This window comes from Gordonibacter sp. RACS_AR49, assembly GCF_030418435.1.
Classification (GTDB): domain Bacteria; phylum Actinomycetota; class Coriobacteriia; order Coriobacteriales; family Eggerthellaceae; genus Gordonibacter; species Gordonibacter urolithinfaciens.
On the sequence record NZ_JAIUDM010000001.1, the window covers coordinates 209,844 to 225,540 of the forward strand.

The following is a 15,697-nucleotide window of genomic DNA, read 5'->3' on the forward strand; positions in this document are numbered from 1 at the left end:
TTCGTTGATTCGTTTCCGCTCCTTCCGCATCGGATCGCAGCGTCCGATGCGGAAGGAGCGGGCTGCCGTCGTCGGCAGCCCTTTTCGTGCTGGTCGTTCGCAGCGCCGGTTCTTCCGCCAGCCGTCAAGCCGGCGAAACCCTAGTCCAACGCCATCAGGAAGAAGTCCATGAACGGCGTGCCGATGAGCCACATGGTCGCTCGCAGGGCGATGGCGGCGATCACGCCGCATACGCAGGAGGCAACTCCCAGCGCAACCGCCCTCGACGGCCTCTTCGCGGCGACGGCACCGCACGCGACCTCGACCGCGAGCGTCGCGAACAGCGCCCCCGCCCACGTCGCCGCGCCGTTGCCGGCCGCAGCGAGATACGCCCCCGCCGAGAGGCAAAACGCAGCGCCCAGCACCAGCCCCAGCGCACCACCGGCCGCAGCCAACACTCCCGCGAACGAAAGAGCGGCCTCGTCGCGCTTCTGCACCGCCTTCACCAGCAGGTTCAACCCTGCACCGGCCGCAGCTGCCGTGCCGAGGTAGGCCAAGGGCAACGTGACGGTGGTCCAGGCCGGACGGGCTTCCATCAGGTAAGACGAGCCGCAGGCGAACGTGAACACAATGCCCACGAGCGACGCGAGGATGCCCACCGCCGTGCGCGCCTTGTCAGACGTGCCGCGCGCAAGCATGATGAAATACACCGCCAGAAGCACGCACAGCACGCCGATCATGGCCGCCTCGACGAAGATGCCCGAGGTGGGATGGTTCAGCGCCTCGAGGATGCGGTCGACGTGGCTGAGGTGCGCGACCGACATGCAGCCGCCGACGGCCACCAGCACGAAGGCCACGATCGTCTCCATCTTGCTGGGGGCGGCGTCCTTCTTCAGCAGGTAGCCCAGCATCGAGCAGGCGAACAGCCACGCGCCGGCCCCGCTGACCACGGTGAACAGGACCAAGGCCCACTGGATCTCCATTAGTCCACGCTCCCTTCGGTCGTCACGTACAAGTTGGTGGTCTGGGTTAGGTCGTCGGCGCGCCACTCGCCGAACTTCGGCGACAGGATGTAGGCTGACAGCGGCCCGTTGCCCGCGTCCGGCAGGTAGTGGATGGCCTCGGGCGCGGCGGCCGCCAGCTCCTTCGACACATCGGAGTTCGGGTCGTCCAGATCGCCGTAGAAGCGCGCTTTGCCGCAGCAGTTCTTCACGCACGCCGGCTTCTCGCCCGCGGCGGTGAGGTGGTTGCACAGCGTGCACTTCTCCACGACCTTCTGCTCCTTGTTCCACGAACGCACGCCGTAGGGGCAGGCCATCATGCAGTACTTGCAGCCGATGCACTTCTCCTTGTCAACCAGCACCATGCCGGTCTTCTCGTCGCGGTACGACGCGCCGGTGGGGCACACGTGGGTGCAGGGCGACTCCTCGCACTGCTGGCACATCACCGGCAGCCAGTAGGTGGACACGTGGGGGAACTCGCCGAACGGCTCCACCTGCACCACTTTGTTCCAACGCTCGCCGAGGGCGATGTCGTTCTCCATCTTGCACGCCACTTCACAGGCGTAGCAGCCGATGCAGCGATCGAGGTTGATTACCAAGCAATTACGCGCCATAGACGGCATTACCTCCTCCGGTGTTCTCAGACGGTTCGGGCAGCCACGGGGTGAAGTCCTCGGGCTCGATCCACACGCCCTCGGGCGCGCCGTCGGCCTTGGTTATCTTGATGGTGATGCCGCGCAGAGTGTAGGTTCCATACACGTCGTTGAACGGGCATTCGTCGTTGTTCTGGGTCAGCAGGTTGATGTTCATGACCTGCCATGCGCGGTTCGGGTCGTCCGAGTCCAGCAGCTCCGGGTTCCAGAAGCGCTCCTGGTAGATGACCTTGGGTGCCACGCTCTTCGTGATGCGGGCGCGGCCCTGCGTCTTGCCGCGACGCGATTCCAGCCACAGCCAGTCGCCGTTCTCGATGCCGATCTCGCGCGCGGTTTCCGGGTTGATCCACGTCTCCGGATAGGGGTACAGCTCGCGCGTGTAGGGCGTGTTGCGCAGCGTGCCGTGATGGAAGAACGGGATGCGGCCCTGGGTGAGCACGTAGGGGTACTCTGTGTCGGTGAGCGGAGATTCGAACGGCTCCAGGTAGTACGGCAGCGGGTTGTAGTTGTCGGATTTCGGGTACACGTCGCTGGCCGGCTCCATGGTGCCCGAGCCGTCGATGGCCCCCGTGTTGCCCAGCAGGATGTTGCCGTCGAAGTAGGGCTCGCAGCGCTTCGACGTGGTGTGGAATCCGGCCGGCAGCTCCGGGTGCTCCTCGTCGGGGAACAGGTGGCTGTTGTACGACTTCTCGGCGTACTCCTCGATGGTCTGGTACTCGCTGGGCGCCTGCGCGTCGAACGTTTTCCAGTCCCAGTCGTCCTTGCCGTAGTAGAAGCTGCCTACGAAGTAGCCCACGTAGTCCTTGTACTCCTCGTAAGTGCGCCAGTACGTGCCGTAGAACTTGCCGGCGATATCGGGGTTGAAGGAGTCGATGGCGCGCTGGTGGCCGCGCTCGGCCAGCGCCGCGGCAAGCCACGACCAGTGCATGCACTCGTCGACGGCCTCGTAAAGCTGCGTGCAGGGGCGGCGGATGGCGTAGGTGTTCAGGCGGTCCTGCGCGTAGGCCGTCTCGAGCCACTCGGCGGTGGGCAGCACGTAGTCGGCCAGGCATACGCTCGTGGTGGTCCAGTGCATGTACATGTGCACGTTCAACTCGGTGGTCATCATGGCCTCGTAGAAGCGCGTGGCGTTGCCGATCATGGCCAGCTTGTTGCCGCTGCGCTCGATCCAGATGCGCGGACGGTAGGGCTCGCCGGTCTCGATGGCCTTGAGCACCGTGGGGATGTGGCTGGCCAGCCAGTGGCCGAGGCCCTTGTGCTCGGTGTAGCCAAGGCGTGCGTTGGCCTCTTCCTCGGGCATGCGCAGCGGGTGGTCGGGATGGTGCAGGCCGAACGGCTGCACCACGTAGTTGCACGGCTCGACGTAGCAGGGACGGTCCTGCACGATGGAACCCGGCTGGCGGATGCAGCCCATGAGGATGTCGAGGACGGCGTCGCCCTGCGCGGCCTGCGCGGAGTTGCGGGCCTGGTCGGTCGCCACGCCCAGCGAGATACCGGCGTTCGGGCAGCCCTCGACGTAGATGTTGATGGCCTCCTCGATCTCGCCGGCGTCGAGCCAGCAGATCTCAGCCGCCTTCTCGAGCGTCCATTCGGCCACGTGGTCCTTCATGATCTGGAACGCGGTGCGCGCCTGCTCGCCGTTCGGCAGCGTGTAGGTGCCGAACATCTCGGGGTCGAGGGAGGGGTCGAAGGGGTAGGGCATGGCCTTCGCGCTGTTCGTGGCCTTGTCCCACACCACGTACTCGTCTTCGCCGCCGAGGTCGAGCTCGCTCGCGCGGTAGGTGAGGCCCGTGTCCTCGTGCACGAGGAAGGGCAGGTTGGTCCACTCGCGGCAGAAGTCGTGGTCCCACAGCTCGTGGGTGATGATGTAGTTCATCCAGGCCAGCATCAGCGCCACGTCGGTGCCGGGGCGGATGGCCAGCCACACGTCGGCGCGCGCGGCGTCGGGCGTGAGGCGCGGGTCGATGACGACGGTCTTCATGCCGGCGTTGCGCAGGTCGGTGACCACGCGGCCCGTGGAGCCGATGCCGTGGTAGCTGGGCCCGACGCCCCACATGACATAGGTCTTCGTGGGCGTGCATTTGTCGTCGGGCAGGATGCCGGGCAGGTACACCTCGGTCACCGGGCCGTCAGCCAGCGACGTGTCGGCCGTGCCGTTCAGGCAGAACTCCATGTGGTTGCGCGGCAGGTAGCACTGCGCGCAGCCGGGCTCGAAGAAGTTGCCGCCGCCCCACACGGACAGGAAGCGCGCCGGGCTGAAGAACTGCGGGTTGCCGCCGCCGCCCGTTGAGCACACGAGGCTCTTCGGGCCCTCCTTCTGGTAGTATTCCCACATCACGTCGGTGATCTCGTTGATGGCCTGCTCCCAGGAGATGCGCTCCCAGTCGTTCGAGCCGCGCTCGCCCCGGCGCTTCATGGGATACTTGATGCGGTTGGGGTTGTACAGCGCCTGGATGCCGGCGAGGCCCTTTGCGCAGCATGCCCCCTTGTTCATGGGGTCGTCCGGGTCGCCTTCGAGCTTCACCACTTTGCCATCGCGCACGTGCGCGATCATGCCGCAGTTGTTGAGGCAGGCGCGGCAGATGGTCCTGACCTTCTGCGTTTCGCCTGACTCGGCCGCGACGGCGGGCTCGACCTGCACGAGGTTCGACCCGACCGCGCCGCTCATCGCGGCGGCAGCAGCAGCGAAAGCGCCAAGCTTCACGAAGCCGCGCCGGCTGATATCGGTAGTAGCCAAAACGTTACTTCCCTTCTCGTCCTTGATCGTTTGCGGTTGCTGGTCATGCTATTCGGAAAGCCGCGCCGGGCGTCCCCTGCGGCTGGGTCCGATGAAGTTCGAGGCCGGCTTGAATATTCGGCACGCATCACGGCCTTGCTATGCATGCTTGCCGCCGCGTTCGGGGCGCCGCCCCATTCGAAGCAGCCGGCGCCCCCGAGGCGAGGATATTCCGGGCCCTCGGAGGGAGGGATGCGGGCCCGGATCGGATAGGTTAGGCAGCGGAGACGAGCGCTCTGCCCGCATCGGTCGTTCGCCAGGAGCCCTCCCAGGCAATGCCGCCGGCCGATTCCAGCGCGTCGATGAAGTACTGGGGGTACACGAGGGTGCGCTGGGTGTCTGGATCGGGCTGGATCTGGGGGAATTCGCCGACAACTCGCTCGAGCTCGGCGCGTGTCGCACCTTCGTCGGCACTGCACGCATCGAGGATGGCCGCGAACACGCTGCGGTACGCAGGCTTGTCGTCAAAGAGCGCGCGAAGCGTGACGTCGGGCGCAAAGGCTTCGAGGAGCTCGCGCCCGGCCTTGGAGAGGGCGATGCGCGCTTCAATATGCGCGTCCTCGGGAACGGACTCGTCGGCCTGCAGGTCGTCGAGTGTGCCGGCGTAGACCCCGCCGTCCACGAAAAGCCGCTCGGCCAACGCGCCATTGCGCACGAGGATATCCACGCAGACGGAAGGATTCTGCTGATAGGCGCTATCCCAAACCTCGAGCGCTTGCGCCTCGATGTCATCGCGGCTCCTGTCGCCCTGCTGTGCGCAAATGCCGAGAATGGCGATCAGCGGCTTCTTGAGCATAGGATTGTGCTCGATCACATTGGCTTTCATAGTGAATCCCCTTCGGTCATTGCGAGAAGGCGGGTAGTTCGAAAGGGACCGCATGCTCGCATGCCGCGCCCCCTACGCGCTTCCCCGTCTCGCCCTCCTTCGATCCTCGCCGAAAGTATAGGAAGCCGAAGGGGTTGCCCGCATGACCCCAAAGGGGTGCTTCTCGTTGGCGGATGTGATGATCTTCCAACATTAAAAAGGGACTAGTCCTTGTGTCTTTCCTGATAAATATTATTCCTGCTAATATATAATTCACCATGCGCAACCCGGCCGGCCGCTTCCCGCACACGGCTCGCTACGGCGCCCGTCCATGCCAGCCACCCTCCCCCGATGCCGGAGGGGCACGTCGGCCTTGCCTCGCCGCACCCACCGGCGCCCGCATCCTTGCCGCACCCTCTGCCGATTGTGGATTTCCGCTCACAACCGGGCGATTTCGCGAGATTCCCGTCGCTGCGCGCCCCTCAAACCCCCATACTGGTAAGTCGCTTTGCACGAAATTCTTTCTTGTTTCTCTTTTGCGCACGCTGATGACGCTCACAGATGCAGAAAGCGGCTCGAGTCAAGCGCAAGGCACGCCGCTGGAGCGGGTGCGACCACGGAGCGGTTCCGCAGAGGCGGACGCCCGTCGAAGAGAAACGGAATACCCTTATGACGAAATTCGCCGACCTCGGCCTGTCCAAGAACGCCCTCGCGGCGGTTGAGAAGCTGGGCTACGAGAACCCCACCCCCGTCCAGGAGCAGGCCATCCCGCTGGTCCTGGAAGGTCGCGACGTCATCGCGGCCGCCAGCACCGGCACCGGCAAGACCGCCGCGTTCCTGCTGCCCGTGCTGAGCACGCTCCCCCGCGTGAAGGGCCGCAACCGCGCGCCGCGCATGCTCGTGGTGAGCCCCACCCGCGAGCTCGCCCAGCAGATCGCCCGCACGTGCATGCAGATCTCGCGCAAGACCGGCCACTTCACCACCACGGTGTTCGGCGGCACGCCCTACGGCCCCCAGATCAAGGAGCTGCGCGGCGGCACCGACGTGCTCATCGCCACGCCCGGGCGCCTGAAGGACCTCATGAAGCGCGGCGTGGTGAACCTGTCCTGCGTGGAGGTGCTCGTGCTCGACGAGGCCGACCGCATGCTCGACATGGGCTTCCTGCCCGACGTCACCACCATCGTGGACGCCACGCCCGAGTGCCGCCAGACGCTGCTGTTCTCGGCCACCATCGACCAGTCCATCCAGAAGAACCTGGGCTCGCTGCTGAACGATCCGGCCATGGTGGAGATCGCCCGCAACGGCGAGACGGCCAAGACGGTCGAGCAGTTCATGATGCCCATCAAGAACTTCAACAAGCCCGAGCTCCTGGAGGCCGTGCTGCGCGAGAAGGGCTCCGAGCGCGTCATCGTGTTCGCACGCACGAAGAACCGCACCGAGGACTGCGCCGAGGCGCTGTGCGATGCCGGCTTCCGCGCCGAGTCCATCCACTCCGACAAGTCGCAGGGTGCCCGCCGTCGCGCGCTGGACAACTTCCGCCGCGGCAAGACGTCCATCCTCGTGGCCACCGACGTGCTGGCTCGCGGCATCGACGTGCCCGACGTGGACCACGTCATCAACTTCGACCTGCCCGACATGCCCGAGGACTACGTGCACCGCATCGGCCGCACGGGCCGCGCCGGCGAGAAGGGCTACGCCATCTCGTTCGTCACCCGCGAGACCAGCCGCACGCTGAAGGACATCGAGCGCCTGATCGGCAAGGACATCCCGTTCATGGAGCTGGAGACCTACGAGCTGGACCCGTCGCTGCTGAAGCAGAAGAAGGGCGGCGCGCGCCAGGGCGGCTCCAAGAGCGGCGGCTCGAAGCCCTACGGCAAGCGACCTGCGGGCAAATCGTACGGCAAGCCCGCCGGCAAGGGCGGCTACCGCAAGTCCGACGACCGCGAGGGCAGCAAGCCGGCCCGCAAGAGCTACGCTGCCGAAGGCAGCACGCGCACGGGCGGCGAGGATAAGGGCGGCAAGCGCTTCGAGCGTACCGAGGCCCCGCGCTCCGGCAAGGGCGGCTACGACCGCGCGAACGCCGGCAAGCCGGGCAAGCGCTCCGACCGCTCCGGCAAGCCCGCCTCCGCCCGAGGCGAGAAGTCCTTCGACAAGCCGTACCGCGAGGGTTCCAAGCCTGCGAAGAAGCAGCGCTCCAAGAAGGGCAACGGCACCGGCGGCTACGACTACAGCCGCTTCGCCAAGAGCGACAAGCGCGAGGCCGCCGAGCGCTTCTAACTCCGCAAAGGTACAACGACGACGAGCCGCTTATGCGGCTCGTCGTCGTTCGCGGGGAAAGAGCCGCCGCGCTACTCTCCCCCTCCTGTCTGCTGGCCGATGTTGAACCCGTCCGCCAGCGCGCTGGGCGCGAGCAGAACGCCCTTCGAGTCCTTCGCCCCTTCGTAGGCCAGGTTCATGGCGCGCAGCTTCATGGCACGGGGGTTGCGGTCGTACACCTCGGCGGCCTCCACGAACATCTCGGAGATGTCCTTCTCCACCTCTGCCAGGATGATGCGGGCGTTGCGCTCGCGCTCGGCCTGGGCTTCCTTCGACAGCGCATCCTGCAGCTCCTTGGGAATCATGATGTCGCGGATCTCCACCGACATGACGGTCACGCCCCACTGCTCGCACTTCTTGCCCAATATCTCCTCGAGGTCGCGGTCGATCTGCTTGCGTCGCATTGATATGTCGGCAAGGTTGAGCTGGCCGATAACGTCGCGCATGGCCGTCTGGGCCGAGCGCAGCACGGCCTTCGGATAGTTCTCCACCTCCAGGCACGCCTTCTCGGCGTCCCACACCATCCAGAACAGGATGGCGTCAACGTCGACGGGAACGAGGTCGGCCGTGAGCGCGGCCTCGGCGGAGAACGAGGCCGTCATAATGCGCTGGTCCACGTGGATGGCCGCGTACTCCGCGAACGGGATGCAGCAGTAGATGCCCGGGCCCGCGATACGGTTGAAGCGGCCGAAGCGCAGCACGGCCACGCGCTCCCACTGCGGAGCAATGCGAACCGACGTGGCCACAACGAAGCCGACCGCTGCCGACGCAGCGATGGTCAGCGGCGACACGAACGCGAACGTGAGCAGGAACGGCACGAGGAAGCCCACGGCGAACATGACGAGGAAGAACAGGTACACGCCGCCACGAGAGGCCTCGTTGGCCTCGAGCTCCGTCTCGGCAACCTTCCGCTCGCCCTGCGCGTCGTGCTCGATCCGGTTACGCCTGAACAGTCCCATCGTCGCTCCTCCGCCTCTCCGTCGCTCACTCCGTCTCGTCCGCCGCCGCGAGCCTCCCCGCCACCAAATCGGCGATGTCCTGACGCGGCACGCCGAGCTCGCGGCACTGGCGGATGAACTCGTCGGCCAAAAAATCAACCTCGGACTTGGCCGCCTCGGCTTCGGCGGGACCCCGCTCTGCCACGAACGTGCCCTTGCCGCGCTTGGACACGATATAGCCGTCGCGCTCGATGTCCTGGTACACCTTGCTCACCGTGTTGTAGTTGACGCCCAGGTCAACGGCCAGCTCGCGCACCGTCGGCAGCTTGTCGCCCGCCTTGAACCGGCCGGACGCTATCAGGTAGATCAAGCGGTTGCGTAACTGGAGCCACAGCGGGATGCCGCTGTCGCTGTCTATGGTGATCTGCACGGTTTGATTGGCGGCGCTCACGCTCGGATAGTCCCCCACCTTCATTCGCCAAGTAGTATCGTCATATGATAGCATTCCTCGCCCCGCTTGCCGCACGGGGCCGCAAAGCGCGAGACCCCGCACGGCCGACCCGGGAGGGAGGGAAGGCCGGCCGCGCGGAGCCCGCGGGTAGGGGCGTCGGCCGCCGTGAGCGACCGACGCCCCTACCCGACGCCCAGCTCCTCGCGCTCGAACGCAAGGAACTGGCGCACGGTCTCGGCGAGGCCCCGGTAAAGACCCCTCTTCGCCCGCTTCTTCAGATCGGCGCAGAGCTGCGGAAACCAGGCCAGCACGTGGTCGCGCAGAAACACCCGCTGCGTCTCGCGTGCAGCCTCGGCTCCAACTTCGTCGCCGGCAGCCAGCGCATCGGCTTCCTTGCGGCAGAGACGCGCCATGAACGCCAGCTCGATGCCCGCGTGGTCCTCGGGAACGTTCAAATCTCCCGAACGCTCGAACCCTTGAGCCCGGTACGCCGCGAGCACCTCGTCGCGCGAGCGCTGCATGAGCAGGCGCTCGGCGCTCGTGTACACCGACTCGTAAGGGAACACCGGATCGGCCGACATGTTCAGCAGCAGCGCCGCGAACTCCGCTGCCGCCTCCGTTCGCGCCGCCGCGAGGTCCACGCCCGCGAGCCCGGCCGCGTAGCGCCCGAGCTCGCCCTCAAGCGACGGCGGCTCCTCGGCGAGCCGCGCAAGGAAATCCTCCGACACCTCCTCGAGGAACAGATGGGACAGAAACGAGTACGTGAGCTCCCGAGCCTCGGCCTCGGCGTTGCGTTCGCGCGTGTCCATGATCGCCCTCCCCTCGCGGGGCGCCCACCGAAGCGAGCGCCCCCATCGAACCGTCGTTTACGAAACCAGCATCAGCGCGCCCTGCACCGCCTGCAGCGCCGCGGGGCTGACGAGCGCGGCATGCAGGCCGGCAGCCAGCACCACGAAACGCAGCGTGAATCCGCCGACGAGCGCGCACGCGGCGCCTCCCACCGGCACGGCCGGGCCGATCTTGTCCTTCTGCCTCGACGCCACGAGCTGGGTTATGGCCGCGATGAGCGGGCACCCCAGCCCCACGGCCACCACGAGCAGCCAGAACTGCACGCCCAGCGCGCCCTCGGTGAGCAGCCCGATCGCCCGGGCCTCGTCGGCGCCGGCGCCCTGCATGCTGATCACGAAGGCGGCGAGCACCGCAGCCTCCAGCACCACCAAGCCGACAACCGCCTTCTCCAGCGTCGCACGCACGCGCTCGATGCCCTCGTCACGGTCAATCACGGCCGCGAAGATGGACACCGCCGCCACGCCCGTGTCGAGCGCCGACACGGTGAACAGCACCGGCAGCAGCCACGTTCCCCACAGGGGAATGGCGGGCGCCGCGCCCAGAAGCACGCCGGTGTACACCGCTACCGCGAGCGCAAGCGGGATGCCGACCACCGCAAGCGCCTTGTTGATGCCCGCGCGCGCCCGTCCGAGGGGCTTGCACGCCGAAGACAGCCAGTCGGCGATCTTGTCGGTGGTGAATAGCGCGCTCAGCACGAACACGATGAACGTGACCAGCAGCAGCCACGCGCCGACGGTCATCCACGACGAGCCGTTCACGAAGCTCTTGAACAGTATCATGGCCTGGAAGGGCTTCTCCACCTCGGACACGAGCGCCAGCAACCCGATGGCCAGCGCCGCTACGGCCGTCCACACGCCTCCCGTCACGGTCTTCTTGAATCGCCCCGGCTTCGCCAGGCGCAAGACGGACGCCGTCAAAAACGCGCCCGCGCCCAAACCGCCGAGGAACAGGTATATCGCCGGCAGCCAGCTCCAGGTCGTCTGCAACTCAACCATGGTCGTTCCTCCTTTCCGTCATGTCGGCCGAGAGCGCCATGGGGCACGCAGCCCCGCGCTCTCGGCATCGCTTTTTCACGACACGACGACCGAGGGCTTCGCGTCGGCCGCCATCTGCCTGGCCTTCTTGTCGCCCACCTTCGCGGCCAGCTCGTCCATGGTACCGAACTGCAGCGCCTGCGTCGGGCACGTGGCCACGCAGTGGGGCATGTCGCCGGGCTCCACGCCGTTGCCGATGCAGCAGTCGCACTTGTCCATGCCCTCGTCGGTGTACTGCGGCACGCCGAACGGGCAGGCGAAGAAGCAGTAGTGGCACCCGATGCACTTCTCCTTGTCCACCACCACGATGCCGTCCTCTCCGCGCTTCGTGATGGCGCCCGCCGGACACACCTTCGCGCAGGCCGGCTCGCCGCAGTGCATGCACGACATCGACACGAACGTGCGCGTGACGTTCGGGAAGGTGCCGCTCGTCACCTCGTGCACCTTGCGGCGCGCTATGGTTCCCGCCTCGATGCCGTTCCACTGCTTGCAAGCGATCTCGCACGCCCAGCACTTGATGCAGCGCTCGGTGTCCATATAGAAGCCGTATTGCTTGGCCATTATTCGTTACCCCCTTCGAACTTGCTGATCTTCACGAGCGTCTGCTTGCCCATGGAGGAAGTGAACGGGTCGAAGTTCTCCGGAGTCCCGTCGTACAGGACGTTGGCCTCGCACCCGCCATCGAGGAAATCGTACCCGGGGAGCCCGAGCTCCTCGCATGATTGCCACCAACCGCGCTTCGCCATGATCACATCTGGCGCAATGCCCTCGAAGTACTCGGCTGTCAGCTTGATCCAGCCATGGGGAGACTCAATCTTCATCCACTCTCCGTTCGCAATCCCGTACTTCTTTGCCGTGGCAGGGTTAATCTTCGCCCACGGCAGCTTCTGCAGCTCGCGGGTGTAGGGAAGGTCCTGATAGTAGCTGTGGTTGCACAGACGATACGCGTGGACGTCCGAGAATACGATCGGATACTCCTGCGCAAGCTCAGGCGTTCTCGCGATGCTCTCCGTGGGGCCAACGTACTCGGGCAGGTAGCCGATGGTGCCCATGTCGAGCGTGTCGGGCTTGCCGCCGATCAGCTCGTTGTAGCATTGCACCTTGCCGTTCGGCAGACTCGCGAACATGTTCGCGTAATCCTTGTACGGAGGGTCGCTCGGCTTGGCACCGTCGGTGCGCTCGACGAAGATCCAGCCCTTCTCTCGTAAATCTTCCAGCGAGATGCCCGACGGCTCGAGTTGCTCGCGCAGGTTCTGGTCGAAATCGCCGTTCCAGAAATCCTCGCCATAGCCCATCTTTACCGCTAAGTCGCAGTAGAAGCGCCAGTCGGAACGACCCTCGCCGATGGGCTCGATGACCCCCTGGTTGATGCCGATGGCCGTGCCCCCAGCCATGTTCTTCACGTTGAACTGGTCGCTCGTCTCGTAGTGCGTCAAAGCGGGGAGAACCACGTCGGCGTAGTTGCACGACGAGTTCCACGTTGTGTCCATCACGAAGTAGAACTCGATCTTCTTCAGCGCCTCCACCACCTTCTGGGGCTGGCGGGTCGCCGAGAGCGGGTTGGTCGACTGCGCCAGCAGGCACCGAATTGGATAGGGCTTCTCCGTCAAAACGCTCATGATGCCCTTGAAGTACGCGCTCGTCAATCCGCAGTGCCACGAGTGCGGGCCCTGGTACCAACGGGGGATCTCGGGAGCGACCAGCTTGCTCGCACCGGGGTGCCAGCCGTTCGCCTTGTCCTCCTCGCTCTCGGGCAGTCGGTCGGAGAGACGGTCGAACGGCTTGGTCTTGATCAGCGAGGGAGGCAGGACCTTGCCCTTGTTGCCGCCTCCCGCGATACCCATGTTGCCCGTGATGGCCTCGATCGAGCAGATGGCCTGGATGGTGGACGTACCGTCGCTCGCCTGGTCGCCAACACCGTTGCCGAAGCCGATACCCATGGGCTTGATGGTGCCCATCATACGGGCGACCTCGTAGATCTGCTCCTCGGGTACGCCCGTGATAGGAGACGCCCAGGAGGGCGGGAACTGCTTGACGTGCTCAGCCAGCTTGTCGAAGCCGTTAACCCAGTTATCGCAGAAGTCGTGGTCATACAAGTCCTCGCCGATGATGACGTGGAGAATGGCCAACGCCAGTGCGCAGTCGGTGCCGGGGCGTACGGGAACCCACACGTCCGCCTTGGAAGCCAGCGGATCGAGCATCGGGCGAATGTCGATGATCTTCATACCGTTCTTCTGCTTGTTGTCCACGCGCTTGAAGGGGCCGCCCTGGTTGCACGCGGAGTTCTCGAGGTTCTCACCCCAGTTGACGTACAGCTTCGTCTTGTCCATCTCGCCCGGACCGATGGGGGTCACGGCATTCAGCGCCTTGCCGCCCACTGTCACCTGCGCGCCCCAGGTGCGCTGCGTCATGCAGATGGAGCTGTGCATGTAGTTCGGCGTGCCGTGCACGTTTAGGAACCGCTGGGCGATCGTTCCCTGCACCGCGAATTCCTGCGGTGACAGGGCAGCGAAGCACTCGGGGCCGTATTTCTCCTTGGTCTCGAGCAGCTTGGTGCTTATGATGTCGAGCGCTTCCTCCCAGGTGATACGTTCGAACTTGCCCTCGCCCTTCTCACCCGTGCGCTTCATGGGGTACATGATGCGCAGCGGCGAATAGGGCACCTGAACAGCCGCGTTCGCCTTAGAGCACAGCGATCTGCTGCCCACACCGTAGTTGTTGCCAGCCTCGGGATTGCCCTCGACGTTCGTGAACTTGCCGTCCTTCACGTAGCAAAGCGTCGAGCACTTCGTCTTCGCCGGACCGCACATCTGGCACCAGTTGTGGCGGACTTGTACCTCACCGGATGCGATACCGGCCTCGCCGGCGAGGCTCGGTTTGAGCGCCTCCTGGCTCGCGCAGCCGGTGAGCGCCGCCATCGCACCGAGAGCAGCCGTCCCCTTCAGAAACGTTCGCCGCGAAAACGTAGCATCACTATTCATTCGTTCCTCCCCATTCCTCGTTCTCTTGCGTTCTCCATGTTGAAATAGCAGATGAGAGGTTGCCGCATAGACCATCCCCCTTCGCTTCTCGTACGCGTCCCCACAACGCGCCTCCCTGGAACGGACTCGACGGCATTCCTTATTAGAATGCCTATCATTGTCCTATTGAACTATTGTCATAGTACCATAGTTTAATGGTTTTATTAAGGAGTCATACTGTTCTATTTTGAGGATAAGATGAAAGGGCGTGCCGACCGTCCCACTTGCCAGAATGACGGCAGCAGCAGCGTTTGCCTGCCGGATGGTGCCCCGACGAAAGCGAGGTGCCTTGATGGGACGTATTTGACTTGCCGCAGGGCGACTATTGCTCAGGTTGCGATCTGGCTTCTTTTGGTCGCGATCAAAACGCTCGACCGAATAAGGCGAATGGTGAGAGAGGGCAGGGAAAAACCCAGGGACGCGACGAAACGCCCCCGGGTTAAGTAAACGACCGGCACCACCTGGTGAAGCGGGCGCTGCTGTCATCTCGTATAGCAGCGTGCGGCGCAACGCCGCAATGGCAGCGGAGCCTTTGTTACGATTCTTCCGCAATCGCTCCTTGCACTCGCAAGCGAGATCGGCGCAGAACGTCCCCCCGCTCCCCTACTGCGGCTCCACGTCGATAGGCGCGTTCTTCGCGGCCGCGCGCTCGCTCTTGCGGATGCGCCACCAGCGCGAAAGGCTGTGCACGAGCCATTCCACCAGCGGGATGGTGAGGAACGCCACCCAGGCGGGATGCGGCTGGTTCAGCAGGAACGCCATATAGCAAAACCATGCCACCACGGCGATAGGGTACACGCCCGACACCAACGGCGCTATACGCCGGCGCCCGATGGCGTGGCCCACCATATAGTACACGGGGATGGTCAGGAACAGGAACAGCCCCACGCCCCATGCGCCGTTCAAGATGCCCAACAACAGGTACACCACGATTATCACCAGCGGATAGGGGAACTTCACCCATTCCTTTTCGAACGCGCGCAGGTAATGCTTGCGAACGGGAATGGTGCGGCCCACCTCTGGGCCGTACTTGGCCTTCGCATCGTCAAGCGTGTCGAAGCGCTCCCCGTTCACCGTGTAGCCGCAAGGCTCGTTCCAGCGCTCCTCGTGGATGTGCCCGTACCCGTAGCGCTCGTTCGCGTCGCGCCAGCTGTCGAAGCGTTCGCCGTTGATGACCACGCCGTCGTCGTCGATGACCACCTGGCTGCCGTCGTCGTCCTCGAGTGTGCAGCGGCTGCTTGACCTCTTCGCGTCGGCGCAAGGCTCGGCGGCGTCCCCTTCGCACGCGCCTTGCACGCTCGCAACGGATCCTTCCTTCACGTGGATGCCGCTCCAGCCCACATGCACCTCGTCGCCCTTCTTGGAATCCTTCACATGCACGCCATCACGCCATGACACGTGCACGTAGTCGTCGCCATCGAGCACATGGATGCCTCCCAGCCCGATGCGCACCTTGGACTCCTTGCCGTCGGCGGATCCAGGCTCTGGAGCCGCCGCACCGTCCGCCTCCCCGTCGGCTCCCGGCTTATCCGAGGCGCCCTCTCCTGCTGCTGGAGCCGCGCCCGCATCCGTTCCCGATGCCGGCTTCGACGCGTCGGCAGCCGCCGCGCGCTCGGCAGCGCGGTCGACGGCCTCGAACGCCACGTCGTCGCGCATCTCGTCGTCCACATACAACAGCTCGTCGAGCGACACGCCGTAGAGCTGCGCGAGCGCGATGAGGTTGTCGGTGTCGGGCGACGACTCCGAGCGCTCCCACTTCGACACAGCCTGGCGCGACACGCCCAGCTTCTCCGCGAGCGCTTCCTGCGACAGTCCCGATTGCTTGCGACGCGCCGACAGGCGCTGGGCGATCTCGACGTTCATGGTTCCGAACCC

13 protein-coding genes are annotated in these 15,697 nt (G+C 65.1%); 1 reads left to right on the top strand and 12 read right to left on the bottom strand.

Translation table 11 applies throughout. The features are described from left to right. Positions 1-140: 140 nt before the first annotated feature. The 4 genes from LB310_RS00860 to LB310_RS00875 form a co-directional block, all read right to left on the bottom strand. Entirely contained in the window at positions 141-962 is an 822-nt protein-coding gene (locus LB310_RS00860) for a DmsC/YnfH family molybdoenzyme membrane anchor subunit (RefSeq protein WP_123673925.1), read from the bottom strand. Then, positions 962-1,594: a 4Fe-4S dicluster domain-containing protein gene (locus LB310_RS00865; RefSeq protein ID WP_123673923.1), complete on the bottom strand. Its 633-nt coding sequence runs from the start codon at positions 1,592-1,594 to the stop codon at positions 962-964. The genes LB310_RS00860 and LB310_RS00865 overlap by 1 nt, the downstream gene beginning before the upstream one ends. Beyond that, entirely contained in the window at positions 1,584-4,370 is a 2,787-nt protein-coding gene (locus LB310_RS00870; RefSeq protein WP_123673921.1) for a molybdopterin-dependent oxidoreductase, read from the bottom strand. The genes LB310_RS00865 and LB310_RS00870 overlap by 11 nt, the downstream gene beginning before the upstream one ends. Positions 4,371-4,623: 253 nt before the next feature. Beyond that, positions 4,624-5,235 carry a hypothetical protein gene (locus LB310_RS00875; RefSeq protein ID WP_123673919.1) on the bottom strand — a complete coding sequence of 204 codons (612 nt, stop codon included), beginning with the start codon at positions 5,233-5,235 and terminating at the stop codon, positions 4,624-4,626. A gap of 648 nt (positions 5,236-5,883) precedes the next feature. On the opposite strand from LB310_RS00875, the gene LB310_RS00880 reads away from it, so the two are divergent. Then, entirely contained in the window at positions 5,884-7,491 is a 1,608-nt protein-coding gene (locus LB310_RS00880) for a DEAD/DEAH box helicase (RefSeq protein ID WP_301154063.1), read from the top strand. Between the two features lie 71 nt (positions 7,492-7,562). On the opposite strand, the gene LB310_RS00885 is transcribed toward LB310_RS00880, so the two are convergent. The 8 genes from LB310_RS00885 to LB310_RS00920 form a co-directional block, all read right to left on the bottom strand. Further along, positions 7,563-8,489, bottom strand: a complete 927-nt coding sequence (locus LB310_RS00885; protein ID WP_301154065.1) for a slipin family protein — start codon at positions 8,487-8,489, stop codon at positions 7,563-7,565. Between the two features lie 25 nt (positions 8,490-8,514). Continuing rightward, positions 8,515-8,973, bottom strand: a complete 459-nt coding sequence (locus tag LB310_RS00890) for a GntR family transcriptional regulator (RefSeq protein WP_301154066.1) — start codon at positions 8,971-8,973, stop codon at positions 8,515-8,517. Between the two features lie 128 nt (positions 8,974-9,101). Further along, entirely contained in the window at positions 9,102-9,728 is a 627-nt protein-coding gene (locus LB310_RS00895; RefSeq protein ID WP_301154068.1) for a molecular chaperone, read from the bottom strand. 57 nt (positions 9,729-9,785) lie between these two features. Beyond that, positions 9,786-10,763, bottom strand: a complete 978-nt coding sequence (nrfD, locus tag LB310_RS00900; RefSeq protein ID WP_087191239.1) for an NrfD/PsrC family molybdoenzyme membrane anchor subunit — start codon at positions 10,761-10,763, stop codon at positions 9,786-9,788. 75 nt (positions 10,764-10,838) lie between these two features. After that, the gene (locus tag LB310_RS00905; protein WP_301154070.1) at positions 10,839-11,363 is read right to left on the bottom strand and encodes a 4Fe-4S dicluster domain-containing protein; all 525 of its coding nucleotides are present in this window, start codon (positions 11,361-11,363) and stop codon (positions 10,839-10,841) included. Next, a complete protein-coding gene (locus tag LB310_RS00910; protein ID WP_301154072.1) occupies positions 11,363-13,783 on the bottom strand; it encodes a molybdopterin-dependent oxidoreductase in 2,421 nt (806 codons plus the stop codon). Before LB310_RS00910 ends, LB310_RS00905 begins: the two co-directional genes overlap by 1 nt. A 162-nt stretch (positions 13,784-13,945) precedes the next feature. Then, a complete protein-coding gene (locus LB310_RS00915) occupies positions 13,946-14,374 on the bottom strand; it encodes a hypothetical protein (protein WP_301154073.1) in 429 nt (142 codons plus the stop codon). Between the two features lie 51 nt (positions 14,375-14,425). Next, entirely contained in the window at positions 14,426-15,685 is a 1,260-nt protein-coding gene (locus LB310_RS00920; protein ID WP_301154074.1) for a helix-turn-helix domain-containing protein, read from the bottom strand. Between the last annotated feature and the right edge of the window lie 12 nt (positions 15,686-15,697).

Coding starts and splice junctions, on each gene's coding strand:
- LB310_RS00860 (WP_123673925.1), bottom strand. CDS start 962: ATGGAGATCCAGTGGGCCTTGGTCCTGTTCACCGTGGTCAGCGGGGCC.
- LB310_RS00865 (WP_123673923.1), bottom strand. CDS start 1,594: ATGGCGCGTAATTGCTTGGTAATCAACCTCGATCGCTGCATCGGCTGC.
- LB310_RS00875 (WP_123673919.1), bottom strand. CDS start 5,235: ATGAAAGCCAATGTGATCGAGCACAATCCTATGCTCAAGAAGCCGCTG.
- LB310_RS00880 (WP_301154063.1), top strand. CDS start 5,884: ATGACGAAATTCGCCGACCTCGGCCTGTCCAAGAACGCCCTCGCGGCG.
- LB310_RS00885 (WP_301154065.1), bottom strand. CDS start 8,489: ATGGGACTGTTCAGGCGTAACCGGATCGAGCACGACGCGCAGGGCGAG.
- LB310_RS00890 (WP_301154066.1), bottom strand. CDS start 8,973: ATGCTATCATATGACGATACTACTTGGCGAATGAAGGTGGGGGACTAT.
- LB310_RS00895 (WP_301154068.1), bottom strand. CDS start 9,728: ATGGACACGCGCGAACGCAACGCCGAGGCCGAGGCTCGGGAGCTCACG.
- nrfD (WP_087191239.1), bottom strand. CDS start 10,763: ATGGTTGAGTTGCAGACGACCTGGAGCTGGCTGCCGGCGATATACCTG.
- LB310_RS00905 (WP_301154070.1), bottom strand. CDS start 11,363: ATGGCCAAGCAATACGGCTTCTATATGGACACCGAGCGCTGCATCAAG.
- LB310_RS00910 (WP_301154072.1), bottom strand. CDS start 13,783: ATGAATAGTGATGCTACGTTTTCGCGGCGAACGTTTCTGAAGGGGACG.
- LB310_RS00920 (WP_301154074.1), bottom strand. CDS start 15,685: ATGAACGTCGAGATCGCCCAGCGCCTGTCGGCGCGTCGCAAGCAATCG.